At 38.3% G+C, this 20,543-nt stretch carries 15 protein-coding genes; 13 read left to right on the top strand and 2 right to left on the bottom strand.

Annotated elements, in window-relative coordinates; genetic code table 11:
- Positions 1-73 precede the first annotated feature (73 nt).
- Positions 74-1,276, top strand: a complete 1,203-nt coding sequence (emrD, locus tag BTO23_RS12335) for a multidrug efflux MFS transporter EmrD (protein ID WP_060992039.1) — start codon at positions 74-76, stop codon at positions 1,274-1,276.
- A 122-nt stretch (positions 1,277-1,398) separates the two neighbouring features.
- Here emrD and dbpA read toward each other — a convergent pair whose 3' ends face one another.
- Complete coding sequence (dbpA, locus tag BTO23_RS12340; protein ID WP_060992040.1) at positions 1,399-2,787, bottom strand: ATP-dependent RNA helicase DbpA; 1,389 nt, start codon at positions 2,785-2,787, stop codon at positions 1,399-1,401.
- Positions 2,788-3,128: 341 nt separating this feature from the next.
- Between dbpA and BTO23_RS12345 the strand changes: the two genes are divergently transcribed.
- Together BTO23_RS12345 and BTO23_RS12350 are read left to right on the top strand one after the other, a co-directional pair.
- Positions 3,129-4,610, top strand: coding sequence for a sensor domain-containing diguanylate cyclase (locus BTO23_RS12345; RefSeq protein ID WP_060992041.1), 1,482 nt, complete (start codon positions 3,129-3,131; stop codon positions 4,608-4,610).
- 56 nt (positions 4,611-4,666) lie between these two features.
- Positions 4,667-5,401: a siderophore ferric iron reductase gene (locus BTO23_RS12350; protein WP_061029798.1), complete on the top strand. Its 735-nt coding sequence runs from the start codon at positions 4,667-4,669 to the stop codon at positions 5,399-5,401.
- A 2-nt stretch (positions 5,402-5,403) separates the two neighbouring features.
- Here the strand turns inward: BTO23_RS12350 and BTO23_RS12355 are convergent, their stop codons facing one another.
- Complete coding sequence (locus BTO23_RS12355; protein WP_061012116.1) at positions 5,404-6,615, bottom strand: MFS transporter; 1,212 nt, start codon at positions 6,613-6,615, stop codon at positions 5,404-5,406.
- Between the two features lie 134 nt (positions 6,616-6,749).
- Between BTO23_RS12355 and BTO23_RS12360 the strand changes: the two genes are divergently transcribed.
- The 10 genes from BTO23_RS12360 to BTO23_RS12405 all read left to right on the top strand — a co-directional run bounded on the left by BTO23_RS12360 (position 6,750) and on the right by BTO23_RS12405 (position 20,286).
- Complete coding sequence (locus BTO23_RS12360; RefSeq protein WP_060992044.1) at positions 6,750-7,517, top strand: ATP-binding cassette domain-containing protein; 768 nt, start codon at positions 6,750-6,752, stop codon at positions 7,515-7,517.
- Between the two features lie 41 nt (positions 7,518-7,558).
- Positions 7,559-8,449: an iron-siderophore ABC transporter substrate-binding protein gene (locus BTO23_RS12365; protein WP_105063661.1), complete on the top strand. Its 891-nt coding sequence runs from the start codon at positions 7,559-7,561 to the stop codon at positions 8,447-8,449.
- 17 nt (positions 8,450-8,466) lie between these two features.
- Complete coding sequence (gene fhuB / locus BTO23_RS12370) at positions 8,467-10,464, top strand: Fe(3+)-hydroxamate ABC transporter permease FhuB (protein WP_105063662.1); 1,998 nt, start codon at positions 8,467-8,469, stop codon at positions 10,462-10,464.
- A gap of 180 nt (positions 10,465-10,644) precedes the next feature.
- Entirely contained in the window at positions 10,645-12,420 is a 1,776-nt protein-coding gene (locus BTO23_RS12375) for an IucA/IucC family protein (protein ID WP_061012111.1), read from the top strand.
- The gene (locus tag BTO23_RS12380) at positions 12,413-13,324 is read left to right on the top strand and encodes a GNAT family N-acetyltransferase (RefSeq protein WP_061003470.1); all 912 of its coding nucleotides are present in this window, start codon (positions 12,413-12,415) and stop codon (positions 13,322-13,324) included. Before BTO23_RS12375 ends, BTO23_RS12380 begins: the two co-directional genes overlap by 8 nt.
- Positions 13,324-15,084 (top strand): IucA/IucC family protein, encoded by a 1,761-nt coding sequence (locus tag BTO23_RS12385; protein WP_105063663.1) that lies wholly within the window; start codon positions 13,324-13,326, stop codon positions 15,082-15,084. Before BTO23_RS12380 ends, BTO23_RS12385 begins: the two co-directional genes overlap by 1 nt.
- A gap of 12 nt (positions 15,085-15,096) precedes the next feature.
- Positions 15,097-16,410, top strand: a complete 1,314-nt coding sequence (locus BTO23_RS12390) for a lysine N(6)-hydroxylase/L-ornithine N(5)-oxygenase family protein (RefSeq protein ID WP_061003473.1) — start codon at positions 15,097-15,099, stop codon at positions 16,408-16,410.
- A gap of 125 nt (positions 16,411-16,535) precedes the next feature.
- Positions 16,536-18,707, top strand: coding sequence for a TonB-dependent receptor (locus BTO23_RS12395; protein WP_060992051.1), 2,172 nt, complete (start codon positions 16,536-16,538; stop codon positions 18,705-18,707).
- A gap of 193 nt (positions 18,708-18,900) precedes the next feature.
- Positions 18,901-19,824 (top strand): SPFH domain-containing protein, encoded by a 924-nt coding sequence (locus BTO23_RS12400; protein ID WP_061012100.1) that lies wholly within the window; start codon positions 18,901-18,903, stop codon positions 19,822-19,824.
- Positions 19,825-19,833: 9 nt separating this feature from the next.
- Positions 19,834-20,286: an NfeD family protein gene (locus BTO23_RS12405; RefSeq protein ID WP_061003475.1), complete on the top strand. Its 453-nt coding sequence runs from the start codon at positions 19,834-19,836 to the stop codon at positions 20,284-20,286.
- Positions 20,287-20,543: the final 257 nt, after the last annotated feature.

Raw genomic sequence — 20,543 nt, forward strand, 5'->3', positions numbered from 1 at the left:
TTTTGAATTTTGTTATCAATCTACTTAATTTAACTTATCTTATTAATATTTTGCTGTTTTTCGGAGAGCAGTCATGCAAAAGTCGTATTCACTTGCGACGTTCAGTTTCCTGATCGTTATTTTAGTTGCTGTTGGTCAAATGAGCCAAACTATGTATGTACCTTCTATTGGTTACATGGCAAGTGAATTCAAAGTAAGTCCAGCATCATTACAAGCAGTTATGGCTGTGTACTTAATTCCTTATGGCTTGTCACAGTTCTTTTATGGGCCAATTTCCGACCGTATTGGACGTCGAGTTGTCATTTTATCAGGTCTTACTCTTTATATTGCAGGGACATTACTTGCCCTATTTGCTCATGACTACACATTATTCCTAGCGGGCTGTTTTGTTCAAGGTTTAGGTATTGGTGCGGCAGGGGTAATGTGCCGTACTATCCCTCGTGATTGCTTTTCCGGTGAAGAGCTACATAGAACGAACAGCATTATTAGTATGTGTATGATGTTTTCTCCATTGTTGGCTCCTGTGCTGGGGGGCTATTTAACGGAAGCATTTGGTTGGCGTTCAAGCTACTTATTTTTAGCTCTGTTCAGTATTGCTGTATTAATCATAATGACAACGTCAATGAAAGAAACGCTGCCATTAGAAGTGCGTCGTAAAGAGCCTGTGTGGAAGAGCTACCGTCATGTATTGTCTGAGCACCGCTTCCAAGGGTATTTAATTTGCTTAGTTGCAACGTTTGCTGGTGTGGCTGTATTTGAAGCGGCAGCGGGTGTGTTGTTAGGTGGTAAACTTAAACTTCCAGCAACAACGGTGAGTATCTTGTTTATTCTACCTATTCCTGGTTATTTAGCTGGTGCGGCATTATCAAGTGTGATCGCAAAACGTTGGTCTGAAAAGAAATCGTTGGATGTGGGATTAGTATCGATTGTCCTTGGTGCCGCGATTGTTCTTGTTCCTGGAATTATGGGATTAACTACTGCACCGACATTGATTGGTGGCGCGGTATTGTACTTTTTAGGAGCGGGCATTTTATTTCCTGCAGCAACGACTGGTGCGCTATCACCTTTCCCACAACATGCGGGAACGGCGGGTGCATTATTAGGTGGTATGCAGAATTTAGGTGCAGGTTTAGCAACCATGGTTGCATCCATGATCCCTGCGAATAGCCAAATGCCTGTGGGGTTGATTATGTTCTTGATGTCATTGCTTGCGGTATATGGATTACGTAAAGTGCACTCAATTCCACCATCAAGCGAGATGCCATTAGCAATATAATATCGATATTGGTATAACAGAATTAAAAAGGCCGAGTAGAAATTATCTACTCGGCCTTTTTGTTATAACCTCAGCAAAGTGATTTATCGTGCTCGCTGAGGTTACATATATTATGTATGGTATTAACCGCGCATACGACTTACACGGAATGTACGCCCTTTCATTTTGCCTGTTGCGATTTTATCTAGTGCCGCTTTAGCAATTGAGCTATGAACAGCAACATAAGCGTGGAAATCAAACACGTTGATCTTGCCTACTTTCTTGCCATCAACGCCGTCTTTACCGGTTAATGCACCAAGAATATCACCAGGACGTAATTTGTTTTTCTTACCGCCATCAATCCAAAGTGTTACCATTTCTGGGTAGTGTGGTTGCTCACTTAGGTGATCTTCGCTTGGTAGTGGCTCATCATTAATAGTGATGCCCATGTAGTCTTCAATTTGAGCAAAGCTGTTAGTTTCTTTGTTATTGAACAAGCTTAATGCGATGCCTTTTTTACCAGCACGGCCAGTACGACCGATACGGTGAACATGAACTTCAGGATCTCGAGATAATTCGAAGTTGATTACTGCATCTAGAGATTCGATATCAAGACCACGAGCTGCAACATCAGTAGCAACTAGGATAGAGGTACTCTTGTTAGCAAAACGAACTAACGCTTTATCACGGTCACGTTGTTCTAAATCACCGTGAAGAGCAGTAACGCTGAAATCAAAATGACGTAATTCATCAGCGACTTCTTGAGTAACACGTTTTGTATTACAGAAGATAACCGTCGATTCTGGGCGGTGTTTAAGCAGTAAGATTTGAAGTGCTTTCAAGCGATCTTCAAAATCGTCTACTTTGTAGAAATGCTGTTCAATAGAAGTATTTTCTACTTTATCTTCTGCTTTTGCCATGATCGGATCATTCATGATGCGGTCAGCAATAGATTTTATTTGTGGTGGGAACGTAGCACTGAACAGTAAGTTTTGACGCTTAGCTGGTGCGTGATCTAATACCATATCAATAGCGTCTTGGAAGCCCATTTCTAACATACGGTCAGCTTCATCTAGTACAAACGTATTTAGGTTGTCTAGGTTTAAGTAACCTTTACGTAGGTGTTCTTCAACACGACCAGGAGTACCAACGATGATATGAGCACCGTGCTCAAGTGATCCGATTTGTGGACCAAATGGAACACCACCGCATAAAGTCAGTACTTTAATATTGTGGATAGAACGAGCAAGCTTACGGATTTCTACCGCAACTTGGTCTGCCAGTTCACGCGTAGGGCAAAGAACCAGAGATTGAACGCGAAAACGTTTTACATCTAGGTTCGCTAGTAGGCCTAAACCAAACGCTGCTGTTTTACCTGAACCCGTTTTCCCTTGGGCAATGACATCTTTCCCTTTCAGCATGAATGGTAAGCTTTGAGCTTGAATTGGTGTCATCTCTGTATAACCTAAAGTATCTAGGTTTTGTAGAAGAGATGGGTTCAGATCTAATGATGAGAAAGATGTTTGGCTCAAGGTGATTTCCTATAAACAAGTAGAAGCAAGGTAAGAATTACCTAATGGATGGCAGAGTAATAAGAAGAGGGCTAAAAAGCAAGTTAGATCACGTTTTTTCTGTTTATAAAAACAGCAAATAAAGGGAGCGGAGTAAATTTTTATTCAGAAGCGTTTTATTCGGGTTTTTAACGGCATTATTGACATAAATAAGAATGGTTATTATTTAAACAATGCATGTTAACTCAACTAAAGCTTAGGTAAATAAATGAATATATTATCATTAGCATTGATTTTACAAATTTATTACCTATGTTATATTCCGGCACGAAATAAAGTTGTCTCCCAAATATAGGAAAGGTATGAGGAAAAGAAGCGCATTTGTTTATAGCTCAATGATCATTGGATTCCTTATCTTTTTCCTTTCTGCGTTATATATTTACAATGCTTATCAAAGTGATCGAATTAGAGTGATTGATCGCCTTCATTTTAATGCGAGCTTTGTCGACCTCTGGTTAACAAAATCTTTTTATGATTCATCCCTTGTCTTAGAAGATATGGTTGATGACCTTTCCTCTAGTGGTTTGCATTCGAAAAATAGTACCGATCAAGACTATCAACGTGAGCTAGATTATCTTCGAGAAAAAGAGGATGCGCTCCCTAACGCAACCAGTGCTTTTATTGTTAATAAAGATTGCCTGCTAACTCACAGTAAGGGCTTTATTAATATTGATTTATCTCAACGAGAATATTGTCGAACGTTTAAGGCTCATCCTGAAAAAACGACAGTAGTAACCTTACCTTTTACCGATTTAGCTGGGCGAAATGTCGTGGTTCAAGGTCAAAAAATAACAAACGAAGACAATGAATTTTTAGGGATGATTGGTATATCGACCAACTTAACTTTTTTTAATTCGACTATCAGTCAATTAGACTTACCTTCTCCTACTGGCATTGCAATTCTAAGCTCTAATCTTAAATTATTGTCTTCAGTACCAAAAGGAAATAGCCTCATTGGTAAAAGAATCAATGTTGCGAAGATTAAACCTGAGGTTTTTGAAGCACTTTATAAACATGGTGAGGTTGTTTTTAATTCTGATATTTATAACGATGGAAGCATGGATACAATTTATGCTCGTAAAATTAAAGATCTCCCTTTCATTATTGTCGTAACAAGACAGCAAGACTATTTACGAACCATGGTGTCGGTTTCATTGCTTACTATCGTGGGCTGTTTCTTTGTCATTATTGGTCTTTTATTATTTAATTTACATTATGTGAAGCGAACAAAAGAACAAAAAGAGAAATATTCAGAACTGGCGTATAACGATTACCTTACTGGAATTAATAACCGCCGTTCTTTTGATTTAAAGGCGTCGCAAGTGCTTGCTACCTATCGCCGTAAGAGAAAGCCTTTTTCTATTATTATGTGCGATATTGATAATTTTAAAGAATATAACGATCAATACGGTCATGAAGTGGGGGATATTATGATCACTGCTTTTGCTGAAGCGTGTTTAAATAATTTGCGAGATTCAGATATCTTAGGTCGTTTTGGTGGTGATGAGTTTGTAATTTTAGTCCCTGAACAAAACTGTACCCAAGCACTTCTTGTGGCTAAAAAACTTCAAGAAGTTGTGCGTGACATTTCTGTTTTGGTTGAGGATACAGAGCTTACAATGACTTGTAGTATGGGCGTGAGCACAATTTCGGATCCTAAGATGACGATTCAAGAATTACTCAACATTGCGGATAATCGCTTATATGAAGCGAAAGAATCAGGTCGTAACTGTGTAAGATGCGATTCAAAAATTAACTGTAGTGATAATTATTTGCATTCATGAGTTTGGTTAGTTACTCTACTTACCCTTTGTGATTGTAGAGATAACGTGCCATTTTTATGCAGAATAATGATGTTTTTGAGTTGCTTTTTTCATTGTCTAAACAAGTCACTCCTTATTTATCTGGACAACTTTTATCGCAACTAACAACGGATGACGAGCAAGAGAATCTCCACATTTCTCGTGATAATAGTCTCTCTATTCAAGCGCTTTACGATCGTTTATCACAAGAGTCAGAAGAAGCAGGCAATGCATATTGGTTAACTCGAACCTGGGATTTACTTTGTTGGCAGCCAATCTATATTAGTTTCATTTCTGTTTATCAGCTTCACGCTATCCCTGATATTAAAAATATGAGTCAATTGGTTCAATCTAACTTTATTGCAGGGTTTACATTTCATCATTCCGAATTGACGTTTGGTTCACCTGAAAAGATTGTTCCCGTTGCTGCTTCACAATTAATGACCTTGTTTGATTCGTATCGAGAAGATATCTCTCTTTGGACTCGTATTCGTCCGGGTTTCACTAATCATTTAATAGCCGATGGATTATTAAACTGCGTTATTAAACTACAAACATTTCATCCAGAGCTATCAAATGAGTATTTAATCGAACAGGCAGAGTTATGGTTAACCGCTTTTAATTTACCTAATAAGCATTTATCAAGTTTAAAGGTTGATCTTGTTAGTAACCAGCTGAAACTTGTTCGTACCAGTTGCTGTTTAGTCTATAAATGCAATGGTAGGAATTTGTGTGAGGACTGCCCTCGTCATCCTGATAACAAAGGCTTATAACTCTATTTTTTCATTTCAACTATCTCTGCTATTTGAGGTTTCATAAAAGCAATTGCCATAATTACACTAGAAAATAGGATACAAATATAGATAGGATAAATAGGTGAGAGTGTAGACGTATAGGCCAACAATGAAGCAATGCCATATCCTAATGTGTGCGACATAGAAATATAACCGGCAACAATTCCAGGGTTGTAAGGATCCATCGCCGTGGCCTTTGAGGTATAAGCCGGTACAAGTAAAGCAGCTCCACACGCACTGATCGCCATTGCGATAGCTGTCGCCCAAATATTACCAATTAAAAAACAAAGAAAACCAGCCAGTAATAACAGAGAGCCGAGTTGATACATAACCAATAATTTAAGTTTTTTCTTTTTAACGACGGCAATTTGAGTTGTGAGTGTGACCGCTGCGCTGATAGTGAGTAATAACCCTATAGCATCACTTATTTTATTAGTATCCCACTGGGTGATACTTTTAATTAATGGTGAGAAACTGTATTGCAATAACGCAATGGTTAAACAAAGAGATAAACCAGTGAGCAAGTAAGGCACTAAATTGAGATTGGGAATAAAAGAATGCGCAGTGCTGCTTATTGGTTTTTCTATTATTTTAGGATTTGGTAGAAAAGCCGCGATTAATAGAGCCAAGAAAGGAAAAACCACCATCATAGCTAATGGAGAGAAAGGCCCTAGCTTTAATAAAATAATAGATAATACTGGACCAAGGAGGCGGCCTAAACTAAGTCCAATGCTGACTGAGGTGATAGCTTTTAGTCTGTTTTTTTCTCCGCAGATAAGAATGGCCCAGTGTTGGCTTGCGGGAACCATGCCTGCAACAGTACAACCATAAATGATCCTTGCTAACACTAAACCAATTAACCAATAGTGTGTTTCTGTTGGGTAATGACCACTTAGAAACGCAAAAGAGAGTAAAAGTAAAAAGCTGATACTCATGCCACATAACGCTTGCAGTACGACCTTTCTCGGTCCTTTTTTATCGCTGTATCTCCCCCAGAATGGCGCAGCAGGTAAGAATAGAAAACTACCGATCGCAATAACAATAGACCATGTTGGAAGAGAGAAGGCAGAGTGACTTACTAAAAAGGGTAAAGAGACTAATAAACCATTTTGCCCAATTCCCATTAGTGCAGCAATTAACCCTATGATCGTTAATTGAATTTTTGAATTGTGTATTCTTGTGATGAAAGGCATTCGAACTTCCTGTTTGAATTTATAAATCTTACGTATCCTACTTCTATTTTATGAGAATAAAAACAATTATCATTATCATTTCTTTGTGTTACAGTTCTGCGCATTACTCACGGACTGGATAATTAGCTTACCTCATGTACCAACTTGTTGATGCGTCGTTTGAAATTGACGGAAAACAGATCCTTCATCCTACTAATTTACTTTTTCCAAAAGGCAAAGTGACCACGTTACTTGGGCATAATGGCTGTGGAAAATCTACGTTAGTTAAATTACTTAGCCGTCAAAATATACCAACGGCAGGGACGGTTCTGTTTAATGAGAAAGCCGTTAATCTTTTATCCCACCAAGAGTTTGCTCTTAATGTTGCCTATCTTCCTCAGCACCCACCAATCACTGATGGCGTAACGGTTCGTGAACTTGTGTGTTTTGGTCGTTTTCCATGGAAAGGGGCTTTCGGGCGATACAGTAAACAAGATTACCAACGGGTTGATGACGCAATAGAAAAGGTAGGTTTAACGTTATTTAGTGATCGCTTTGTTGCTACCTTATCAGGAGGAGAGCGGCAAAGGGCTTGGGTTGCCATGTTATTAGCTCAACAAAGTCAGTGTATTTTACTTGATGAGCCGACTTCTGCACTGGATGTTGCTCATCAATATGAATTATTAACGTTAATCCGAGAATTAAATCAAACCTTAGGGCTGACGGTCATTATGGTATTGCATGATGTCAACATGGCGGCCAAGTTCAGTGACCATCTCATCGCATTGCATTCCGGTGAAGTTATTGCTCAAGGTGCGCCTGAGAGCTTAATGAATCAAGACACATTACAACAGATCTATGGAATGGAATTAGCGTTATTTCCTCATCCTGAAACCGGTCAACCCATCAGTTATATACCGTAAATATCACTGTTCGATTAATTAAAGAATAACAAGGAAGAAAGATGAATAAGATGTTTGGTTTGATAATGATGGTTTGTATCTCATCAGTGCAAGCAATGGAGATTAAGCATGAGCTAGGTAATGCTCACTTAGATAACCCCCCAAAGAAGGTAATAGCACTTGATTGGGCATTAACAGAAACGGTATTGAGTTTAGGTGTTAATCCAATCGGTATCGCAGATGTTAAAGGCTATCAAGAGTGGGTTAAAAACCCTGAATTGAATGGCTCTATAATGGATGTTGGTTCAAGAAGAGAACCTAATTTAGAGTTAATTACAGAGTTGAAGCCGGATGTTATTTTGATCAGTCAATATATGTCACCAATGTATGAAAAATTGAATGCGATAGCACCGACGTTAGTTTATACCACTTATAACAATAAAAAAACGCCCTTGGTTTCTGCAAAAGAGATCACGATTCAGGTTGGTAAGCTATTGAATAAAGAGCAACAAGCTCAAGATGTGATAGCAAAGACAGATCAAAGATTAAAAAAGAATGGTGATAAAATCCGCCGTCTTCAACCAAATAATAAACCTCTTCTTTTTATCCGCTTTGTTAATGATAAAACCGTACGAGTTCATAGTGATGGTTCATTAGCACAAGCGACAATTCATGAAATGGGGTTAGCAAACGCATGGTATGAAGCTACGAATATGTGGGGGTTTACAACCGTAGGATTTGAAGCGTTAGCGCAGCATCAGCAATCGAATGTATTGATCTTTGGTCCATTAAAAGAGACAGAAAAGAAGCAATTAACTCAATCGGCGTTATGGCAAGCAATGGCTTTCTCCCGAACCAATTCGGTATATGAACTTCCTGCTATTTGGACATTTGGTGGATTAATCTCAGCGCAGCGCTTTAGTGACAATATTACTCAACAACTTACTCAATAATTGTGAAAATAGCCGTTATGTTGACATTAAATCATCACTCTACTTTACCGCTTCAAACCATCAAAACATGTATTGGTCTTGTGACATTATTATTAATGATTATTTTAGGACTATTACAATGGACTGCGCCTTATTCCCAAGGTGTCGGTTTATTGTGGCAAACCATGTTTCATTATGACTCAGCTAATTATCAACATTTAATCACTCACCTTACTTATCTTCCACGTTTGGTTATTGCTTTATTGTGTGGTTTTGCGCTTGCTGTTGCTGGTTGTGTGATGCAATTTGTATTACGTAATCCGATTGCATCACCGACGACTCTTGGTGTGGCTGCGGGAGCTGAATTAGGCATGGTTCTTGGGATATTATTCTTGCCTGTAAACAGCATGATTAATGGATTTATTCCTGCATTTTTGGGAGGAGGGTTTGCCACAGGGTTGGTTTTTTTATTGTCTGCTAAACGTGGTTTTTCACCCGTTCACATGGTGCTGTCTGGCATGGTTATTAGTTTGTTTTTTGGCTCACTAAATACCATGTTATTGTTATTAAATGAGCAGCACTTAGCGAGTGTTTTTGTCTGGGGTGCAGGGACATTGAATCAAAATGACTGGTCGAGTGTAATCACACTGCTTCCATTAATTGTATTGTCCATTTTTATTCTTTTACTACTTTCAAGGCCTTTATCTGCACTTCAATTAGGAGATCAAGTTTCAACGTCTATTGGCATTAATATTAAGCAAATTAAAGTAATTTCATTGACGTTAGCGATATTTATTACTGCTGCGGTTGTAAGTGAAGTTGGCTTAATTGGTTTTGTTGGAATTGTTGCTCCTGCTATTGCTCGTATGTGCGGAGCGAGGAAACTAGTACCGCAGATCTTAGTTAGTGGGGTAGTTGGCAGTATGATGTTATTACTTGCCGATTTGGTTATTCAGCCATTCTCCGGTGTTGGGGGCGAGTTATTACCAACGGGCGCAATGACAGCATTATTGGGAGCTCCATTTCTTCTTTGGTTACTAAATCGAAAAGTATTTCAATCGGACATGAAAGCCAGAGAAACCACTCAACTTAATTATAAATATACACCTTTACAGAGAGTGGTTTTGCCTCTGTCAGCTCTGATTGTTGTCTTGTTTATTATCGCTGTGTTTGTAGGTAAAGGGCAAGCTGGATGGGTGATTTCGCTAAACCCATCGATAGTGGAATTGCGCGTTCCTCGGGTGTTTATTTCGTTTCTGGCTGGAGTTGGACTCGCTATTGCAGGTACTGTTATTCAGCGAGTCTCAACCAATCCAATGGCAAGCCCTGAAATTTTAGGCATTAGCTCAGGAGCGGCATTGGCTCTGGTACTTGGCGCTATGTTTGATATTGCAACGGAAAGACATGAGCAGATGTTGCTGGGTACGGCTGGCGCATTATTTGTCACAGGTATTATTTGGTTTATGGGACGTAAACAGAACTTTGCCCCTGCTCAAATGTTATTAACCGGAATTGCCTTGAGTGCAGGTTTGGACGCTTTTTTACGTATTGCTATGTCGTCAGGCCAAGATAATGTCATGGCCTTATTAACATGGCTTTCAGGTTCCACCTACTTAGTTAACATGAGTGATGTCTATCTGCTAGGTATAGGCGTTACGTTATTTTTTATTCTCGCAATGAGCAGGCATCGATGGTTGGATATTATTGGTTTAGGTGAAATAACGTCGGCCAGTGTTGGGTTGCATTGTCGTAAAGTTAGAGTGCTTTTACTGCTCCTTGTTGCAGCATTAACAACCCTTTGCACTATTATTATAGGTCCACTCAGTTTTATTGGTTTGTTAGCACCACATATGGCTAGCTCGCTTCATCAATATCGAGCGTCTCACCAATTATTAACTGCCTGTTTATTAGGAGGATGTTTGATGATTGTTGCCGATTGGGTTGGCAGAACGGTGTGGTTTCCATGGCAATTTCCGGCAGGTTTATTAGCTTCATTACTTGGTGGAATGTATTTCTTATATTTAATGAGAAAATAATACCCTCACCTTAATTGTTGATAAATAAGTATTTATTATCTTGTTACTTATAAAATTACATAAATATAAAGCATGGGTTCAAGAAAATTGTTTATTTTATAAATTTCATAAAAAGTAGTTGATCAATTTAATGAGAATCATTAGCATTCTCATCTATCGATCAAAAACAACGGAAGTGTTATGAAAACGAATGATCAATTGGACTACATAATAAACGGCGGTAATGACGTTCCTGCGGCATGTTTTCTTAATTCTTTAGCAAGAGAATGTTCTGCAATTCAAATTATTGAAAATCAATATGATGCTTATTATTTAATCCCATTAGGTAATAAGCATGAGATACATATTCCACTGAGCTATGTCTCTTCAGTTGGTTTACATGAATACAGTTTTCCAGCGGTGTTATATGCAGAAGAAGCGATTGCTATCGGCTTTGAACAAATATTATGTCGAGTTTTAGAGCAACCAGCATTAGTGGGTGTTATCTCCAAAGAGCAAAGAGACATCTTCCTTCAGCGAGTAACTGAGAGTTACACAAATACTTATACCGGTGTCAGTAGAAGTCCTTATGCTGAGAGATTATTTTCAGAAGCGCTGAATTTTCAGCAAGCAGAGCAAGGGTTACTGATTGGTCACTCTTTCCATCCTGCTCCGAAAAGTAGAGAGCAATTCAGTGCTGAAGATGCCAAAACGTATTCCCCAGAGCTAGGAGGTGAGTTTCCTCTGCTTTGGTTAGCCGTTAATCATTCTATTCTTATTTCTGGTTCTTCAGGAGAGAAAACGGCAGCAGAGAGATTGGATGAATTAGTCTTTGAAGATCAGTTACTGGCTTTAGCGATAAGTGGGATTGTTAATGAAAATGAAAGCGTATTCCCAGTACATCCATGGCAATGGAAAGTATTACAAGATCAAGAAGATATACAAGCTTATTTAGAATCAGGATTCATCAGAAAATTAGGGTCATTAGGCGCGACGTGGTACCCAACATCATCAACTCGTTCGCTTTATTCGCCTAAACTTCCTTATATGTTGAAGTTTTCACTTAGCGTTAAATTAACCAATTCTATTCGTAATTTATCACTTAAAGAGGTGGTCCGTGGCACTCGGTTAAACCAATTATTCACCGATACAGAAATCAGTGATGAACTAGGCTATCAACAAGGTTTTCAAGTGATGCAAGAGCCGAGTTATTTGGGGTTAATGGATAGAAATGGCGGTGTGATAGATGAGAGCCTTGTGGCGTTTCGTGATAATCCATTAAGCTCAAAACCGGAAGAAGAAGCCGTAGTGTTAGCGACATTAACTCAGCAAAACCCTTATGGTGGAGAGAGTTTGTTAGCTAAAAGAATCAAAGATTACGCTGATTCAAGTCCGTTGTCGTTATCTCAAATTGCTCAACAATGGTTTAGCGCGTATTGCCAATATGCTGTTGTTCCACTATTTAATCTCCAAGCGAATTATGGTGTTGTCTTTTTAGCTCATCAGCAGAATATTGTTATGCAGTTAAAAAGAGGGTTTCCAATTGGTATGTACTACCGTGATTGCCAAGGAACTGGCTACACAGACTTGGCTTTTGAACGTTTTCCTGAAGCATTAAATCAAACTAAGCAAGATATTGAAAATTATTGGAATAATGACAAAGTTCGTCGTTATTTTGCCTATTACCTCATTATCAATTCTACGTTTAATGTTATTGCCTCTATCGCTGCTTATTGTGACGTCAGTGAAAAGACATTAGTGAAAGAACTGCGTAAACAATTAGAAGTCTTAAGAGATAAAGGCGTTAGAGATCAACAATGTTTAAACTATGTATTAGACAGCGACGCTCTGTGTTGTAAAGGCAATTTCTATTGTTATTTACAGAACATGAATGAGAATTCAATTCTTGATCCTGCCGTTATTTATTTTGACTTGCCTAACCCATTACTTCATATAAAGGATGCTATGAATGTTTAATTATAAGACGCTACTATTAAGCTTAAATGCGAATCCAACAATTGCGATTACATTATCAAAACAGGATGTTAAAGACTCATCACTTATTACTCAATGCCTAAAAGAAATTGATCATATATTCAGTACGAATAAAACGGTTAATGAGCTTATTATCGAGTCAGAAGTCCCGATCCTGTTAGCTCATTCGTTACCATCACTTTATAAGAATAGCTTGTCACGCCAAGGCTTTTATCAACAAGTGCAACCGTGGCATTTGCATACGCCTTCTACCCTATTTCCTTGGGTAGAGGTGCAATCATCATTGCAATATCGACATCATCCCGTTCGTCCTGAAATGCCTGCGGGGAAGGTGTACCAGCGTTATGATCATAATATTGATGCGGAAATTAGCTTCAGATTGTTCGATCTCAACAAAGACATTGAGCGTTTTACTGCTTGGATGAATGATCCTAGAGTGGCAAATTTCTGGGAGCAAGCGTGGAGTTATGAAAAACTTGCCGAGTTTATTAAAGAACGTTTAAGTGATGATCATATCATTCCGTTAATTGGTGAATTTAATGGCGAACCTTTTGGTTATGTTGAAGCGTATTGGGTTAGTGAGGATAGATTAAGTCCATATTATGATGTTCAACCTTATGACCGTGGCATCCATCTCTTAGTGGGTGAGCAGGCGTTTCGAGGCCCTGATTATTTCAATTGTTGGATGAGAGCTATTAGTCATTATCTGTTTGTGGATGATGTAAGAACTCAGCGCATTGTTTTAGAACCGAGAGCGGATAACCAGCGTTTATTTAATCGTATTCAAGAAGTTGGCTATAAAAAATGTTTCGAGTTTAATTTTCCTCACAAACGCTCGGCATTAATGATGCTTGAACGAAAAGCCTTTTTTATGGAGCAATGTTGATGGATCAAATAGCATTACATGCTCACTGGCCAGCGGCAAACCGGAAAATGGTAGCAAAGTTGATCAGTGAATTGGCGTATGAACAAGCGTTTACTATTGAAGAAAATAACGCTGAGTTTTCGTTCACTCCTTCTCAAGGTGTTGGATATTATTTCTCTGGTAAACGCAATATTTGGGGGCAAATTGTAATTGTTCCTACGTCATTAGAGCGTAGAACGAATGGGAGTCCGTCAGAGATAACAGCAACGCAATTTATGCGTGATATTCAATGTTTAATTGATATTACTGATGATGCATTAGCCGAACATTTTGAGGATCTTAATGCGACCTTACTTGGCGACTGCAAACTTGCATTACGTAAAGCCAACATGTCGGCAAAAGATCTTGCTTTTTTGTCGTGTGAACAGCAACAGCTTTTGTTTGATGGACATCCTAAATTTGCTTTTAATAAAGGACGAAGAGGATGGGGAAGTGATGATCTTGCATTATATGCGCCAGAATCTGAACGTGCTTTTCAATTAAGCTGGGTTGCGGTGCATCATTCTATTTTACAGAAAGCAACAAATCATAAAGTAGAGTGGGAAGAGTTAATTGAATCGGCGATTAATGGCACTGAATTGTATGAGATAGATGCGTTACTTTCGTCGTTTAATGTAGATATTAGTAATTATATTTATGTCCCTGTCCATCCTTGGCAGTGGCGTCAAAAATTATCGATATTATTCGCACGAGAAATGGCAGAGAAAACGTTGGTCTATTTAGGTGAGTTCGGTGATGAATTTCTGCCTCAGTTGTCAATTCGAACATTGAGTAACACCACAAGACCAGACAACTATGACATTAAATTACCTTTAACTATTATGAATACCTCTTGTTATCGAGGTATTCCCGGACGCTATATTCTAGCTGGCCCAATGGCGTCTGATTGGCTTGATTCTATCTTTAAGTCAGACGAGTTGTTTATTAATAAGCAAGCAGAAGTATTGCAAGAACCTGCGGCTGGTTTTGTAGCTCAATCTGATTATAAATTATTGGTTGATGCGCCATATCGTTATCATGAGTTGCTTGGTGTGATATGGCGAGAATCTGCCCAATCTAAACTTTCTCATAATGAAACGGCAATTTTAATGGCGGCATTGATGGAGTCGGATGAAGAAGGGACTCCATTAATTTCGGAGTACATTACTGCGTCAGGGTTATCAATAGAAGAGTGGCTAAATAAGCTCTTTGATGCGGTGGTTATTCCTTATTATCACTTACTTTGTAAATACGGGGTTTCTTTAATTGCTCACGGGCAAAACGTGACGTTAGTGATGGAAAATGCTCAACCCAAACGAATTTTATTAAAGGATTTTCAAGGGGATATGCGTTTAATTGAACGAGATATTCCAGAACAAGAAGGCTTGGCTCCTTTGATAAAGGAGGTCACAGTCTCTCTGCCTGAAGAGCTGATTATTCATGATTTACAAACTGGACACTTTGTTACGGTACTTCGCTTTATTTCACCACTGGTTGAAAAATTAGGTTTATCTGAAATCGATTTTTATCAATTGCTTGGATTACGAATTAAAGCGTATGTAAAAGAAAATCCTGATTATCAAGATAGGTTTGAACGCTTAAATTTGTTTAAACCAAGAATATTGCGTATTGGGCTTAATCTTGCCAAGTTTAGGCACAGTACTGACTCTAGTGCATCTCGTATGCTTCCTGATATGGATGACCTATTAGATAACCCCTTATATATGGCATTAAATAAATAACAATAATATTAAATGGAGAATAATAACATGACTATCAGATTGGATTTGGCAGGTATCGGTGTAGGACCGTTTAACCTGAGCGTGGCTTCTCTTTTAGAGCCTAAAAAACAAATCAAAGCGACGTTTTTTGAGAGCCGAGATTCTTTTGCTTGGCACCCTGGTTTACTACTTGATAACACCAATATGCAAACCATGTTTTTAAAGGATTTAGTCAGTGCAGTATGCCCTGAAAGCTCTTATTCATTCTTATCTTACTTGGTTAAAAACAAAAAGTTTTATCGATTTTTATCAGCCGAGCTTAGTTGTATTAGCCGTCATGAGTTTTCTGATTACTTATCTTGGGTTGCTCAACAACTTAGTAATGTTCAGTTTTCTACTGAAGTTGAACAGGTCGAATTTAATGGTGATAGTTTTGAAATTCAAACGAACAATGGAATATACGAAGCGCAGAACCTTTGTATAGGAACAGGTAAAGTACCTTTCATTCCTGAATGCGCAATTCCTCATATAGGACCAAGCGTTTTTCATGCGGCTGAAATGGGATTGCGTGATCGTGATTTTACCGGAAAAAGAGTCATGATCGTCGGTGGTGGACAAAGTGGTGCTGATATTTTCTTAAATGTATTACGTGAAAAGTGGGGTAAGGCAGCTTCATTAGATTGGGTTTCTCGTCGTTCTAATTTCCAGCCTCTTGATGAAGCCTCATTTACTAATGAATTCTTCACTCCTGATTATGTAAATGCGTTTGTTCAGCTTAACCCTGAAGTAAAGCACTCAGAGGTTACTGCTCAGAAATTGACATCAGATGGCATAACTCAATTAGCGTTATTGGATATCTATCGAGAGCTATATCACCGTTTTGATGTGATGAAAGAAGACAAATGGGTGCGTTTATTACCACATCGAACGATGGATAAATTAGAACAAGCAGCATCAGGTTTTTCTCTTGAAGTACAAAATGCGTTAAGTCAAAAGTCAGAAATACATCAAGCGGATATTGTTATTTTAGCAACGGGATTCAAGTCCCCTTATCCTGCTTGTTTAAACTCAATCCTTCCTCTATTGGATTTAGATAACGAGGGGCGTTATCAACTTACGCCTGACTTTGAATTGAAATGGAAAGGCAGCAAGAAAAATAAGATATTTGCCGTGAATGCGGGCATGCACAGCCATGGCATTGCCGAACCTCAACTCAGTTTAATGGCGTGGCGAAGTGCCAGTATTATCAATCGATTATCAGAAAAAGAGATATACGACATTACTTCTGATAAAGGGATGATTGATTGGATTTCTGAATCGGTTGTTGATGAATTAGTAAATGCTTAGTTTGGTAAGTAAATCGACACTTATTTTTTAATCAATATTATTTTTTAATTAACAAATAGTTGAATACGGATTTTTATCATTCGTATTCATTTAAGTGCAACATCAATATAAAAAAGAGAACATAAATGAACGTTAAAAAAGGGAATTATCCGCTCACATTAGTGGCTATCGCAGTGGCAGCAGCAACCACTTTTGTATCAGTATCGGCTCAAGCAGAAGCGTATAAAAATACAGAAGAAACCATGGTGGTGGTATCAAGCCGTACGCCCAAAGCAATCAGTGAGATCCCAGGAACAGTTTGGTTTGTTGACTCCGAACAAATTGAACAAGAATACCGTGGTGGTAAAACACTGGGTGAAATTTTAGCAACAACCATTCCATCATTAGATGTGAGTAGTGGTGCAAGAACCAACTACGGTCAGAACTTACGTGGTCGTGCAATGCTCGTTATGATTGATGGAGTCTCACTTCAATCATCTCGCCCAATTAGTCGCCAATTAGATGCGATTGACCCATTTAATATTGAACGTATTGAAGTACTTTCTGGGGCAACCTCTATTTATGGTGCTGGTGCGACTGGTGGTGTGATAAACATCATTACCAAAAAATCAGACAGTGATGAATTGCAATTTGAAAGTTATGTTAGTGGCACGACTGGATTGAATGGTGGTGATGACTTTGATTACAAAGTGGCACAATCTATCTCTGGTGGAACAGAGAATGTAGCAGCGAGAGTATCAGCGGTTTATACCGAAACACAAGGCTATTATGATAGTGAAGGCGATATCATTACACCTGATATCTCTCAAGGTTCATTGCAATATAATAAAACAATAGATCTACAAAGTACGGTTGATGTTTCGATTTCTGATACTAAAAATATTAACTTTTTAGCGCAATATTACGATAGTCAGCAAGACTCACCCTACGGTCTTTATATTAAAAATTATAAGTTTATTGATGTACGAAAAGGCTTCGAATCTGATCGCCAACACGGTACAGAGCGTATCATGCTAAGTGCTGCTTATAGCGATTCTGAATTTCTGAACCATCAACTTGTAGTTGAAGCGTCTTATCGAAAAGAAGATCAAACCTATACACCATACTACCAAGGTGCTTCACAGCAAACGACGGATGTTATCTCTTTAAAAACCGCTCTAGCTAAATCGTTTGGTAAAGTGAATTTGGTTTACGGTGTGGACGCTTACATGGATAAGTTTGATAGTAATCAAGCGTTATTTGATCCTACGATTGCTAACAATTCAGGTAATTTAGTTAATAAAACCTATGCTGAAATTGGACGTTATCCTGGGGTTGAAGTTGGTTCTGTCGCCGGTTTTATTCAAGCTGATATGGATATTACGGATGACTGGTCAATTCAAGGGGGCTATCGCTACCAATATATGAATAATAAGATCGATGATTTTGTTGATTATAAAATTCAAAAGAATATTGCAAAAGGTAAGGGATCTTCTGCTGATGAGGTCCCTGGAGGAGAAACTAATTATTCTGTAGGCTTATTTAATATAGGTACTATCTATAAACTCACTTCTGATTCACAAGTGTGGGCAAGTTTCTCGCAAGGGTTCGATCTTGCTGATCCTGCGAAATATTATGGACAAGGAAGTTATTCAGCGGTTGATGCCAATGGACATTATGCGCTTCAAGATAGCATCAATGTATCTGGTTCAAAAATGTCAGGGATTAAAACCAATAGTTATGAAATTGGTTTTAGAACTGAACAAGATGCATTAAGTTTTCAAACAGCAGCGTATTTTTCACAATCGGATAAATCGGTTAAATACAATAAGCAGACATTGCTAATTGAAGATGTTGATAATGAAAAACGTGTCTATGGTGCAGAAGCATTAGTTTCTTATTGGGTGATGGATAACATTCAACTAGGGGCTTCAGGTCATTATGTTATTTCAGAGCTTCAAACTGACGGTAAGTGGGACGATTTAAGTGCGGGTGAAGCAAGTACATCAAAAGCCAGTTCATGGGTAGGATGGTATGAATCCGATCTTGCGCTTAAAGTTCAAAGCCAGACGATGTTTGATTATAAAGATGCGGATGATAACGAATTATCTGGTTATACCGTGTTTGATTTAGTTGGTAGTTATGAGTTACCAGTGGGTAGTTTAGGGTTTGGTATTCAAAATTTATTTAATAAAGACTATACAACGGCATGGGGCCAACGAGCTCAAATTCTATATTCTAGCCATTATGATGCAGCGGCTTATGATTACAAAGGCCGTGGACGAACCTATACGCTTAATTACCAAGTTAAATATTAATATTTAGTTACCTCTACATTTTATATTGCAATTAAATAAGACTATTTCGTAAGAGGTAGTCTTATTTTTCATTAATACTGCCGAATGTGCCCATACATTTATAATAAAGTTAGGTATGATTGAAAAATAAACATTTATTTGTAAGATGCGGATATATTTAGATAATTATCAATTAGACAAGGAAGAAAGAATAATGACATATGATACGTTAATAACAATTGGGGTACTGGTATTTCTGGTACTCATATTAATTGCACTTGGTGTAAAAACCGTTCCTCAAGGTCACAATTGGACAGTAGAACGATTTGGTCGATATACACAGACGCTACAACCCGGTTTGAATTTGATCATTCCATTTATTGATACGATTGGTCAAAAAATAAACATGATGGAGCAGGTATTAGATATTCCTGCACAAGAAGTGATTTCAAAAGATAACGCCAATGTAACGATCGATGCCGTGTGTTTTGTGCAAGTGGTTGATGCTGCAAAAGCGGCTTATGAGGTGAGTGATCTTCAACATGCTATTCGTAATTTAACATTAACGAACATGCGTACTGTGTTGGGCTCTATGGAGCTTGATGAAATGCTAAGCCAGCGTGACATGATCAACGTGAAACTATTGGCTATTGTCGATGCGGCAACCAACCCGTGGGGCGTAAAAGTCACGCGTATTGAGATTAAAGATGTGCAACCACCAGCGGATCTAACTGCGGCGATGAATGCTCAAATGAAGGCGGAACGTAACAAGCGTGCTGATGTTTTAGAAGCGGAAGGGGTACGTCAAGCAGAGATCCTAAAAGCAGAAGGCCATAAACAAGCATCAGTACTAAAAGCTGAAGGTGATAAGCAAGCGGCAATTCTTCAAGCTGAGGCTCGAGAACGTGCGGCTGAAGCAGAAGCCAATGCAACAAGAATGGTATCAGAAGCGATTTCTAAAGGTGATATGCAAGCCGTAAATTACTTTATTGCGCAAGGTTATACCGAGGCACTAAAATCAATAGGGCAAGCAGAAAACAGCAAGATTATTATGCTGCCTCTAGAAGCATCGGGCTTAATGGGATCAGTTGCAGGTATTGCTGAAATGTTTAAAGTAGACAAAGAGGGTTCTAAATAGGAGTTCATAATGGAATTTTTTGAACAAATGAATCACTGGCATTGGTTAACTCTTGGTTTATTACTACTTGCTGGTGAGTTACTAGGAACTGCGGGTTACTTTTTGTGGATAGGACTATCCGCCGTAACTGTCGGTGTATTGTATGCCGTTATTCCACTCAGTTGGCAATTGCAGTGGGTGAGTTTTGCTGTATTTTCTCTTTTTGCAACGTGGTTGTGGTGGAGATATCAGCATAAAAAAGATGAAACCTCGGATGCTAAGCGAGCATTGAACCAAAAAGATAAGCAATTAATTGGACAAACTTCTCGTTTGGAAGAAGACATTATTGCCGGTTCTTGTCGAATTGTTTTAGGTGATACCACTTGGTCTGCAAAAAGTTTTCAAGATATTCCAAAGGGTACGCTAGTCCATGTTGTGTCTGTTGACGGTATTATTTTGACGATTGAGCCAATCAAGAAATAAATTAACATTATATTAAATTAAAATGAGTAATTGATTAGCGCAATGCGTTAGTGAATTGCTCATTTTTTACATCTGCCATTCGAATGTTGATAACTCCTTTTTCTTACTAACTTTTTGTTGTGATTTTTAACGTACCGCACGTTATAAATTAGTGTGATTTTTGTGGTTTTTTATTTCATGTTTTTGAGATCCGGCCGATATAGATTCAAAGCGTTAAAAATTATTCTTATTATCGTAAATACTCATGGAACGAGTCA

Origin of the sequence: Aliivibrio sifiae, assembly GCF_002954715.1 — a bacterium.
Taxonomy (GTDB): domain Bacteria; phylum Pseudomonadota; class Gammaproteobacteria; order Enterobacterales; family Vibrionaceae; genus Aliivibrio; species Aliivibrio sifiae.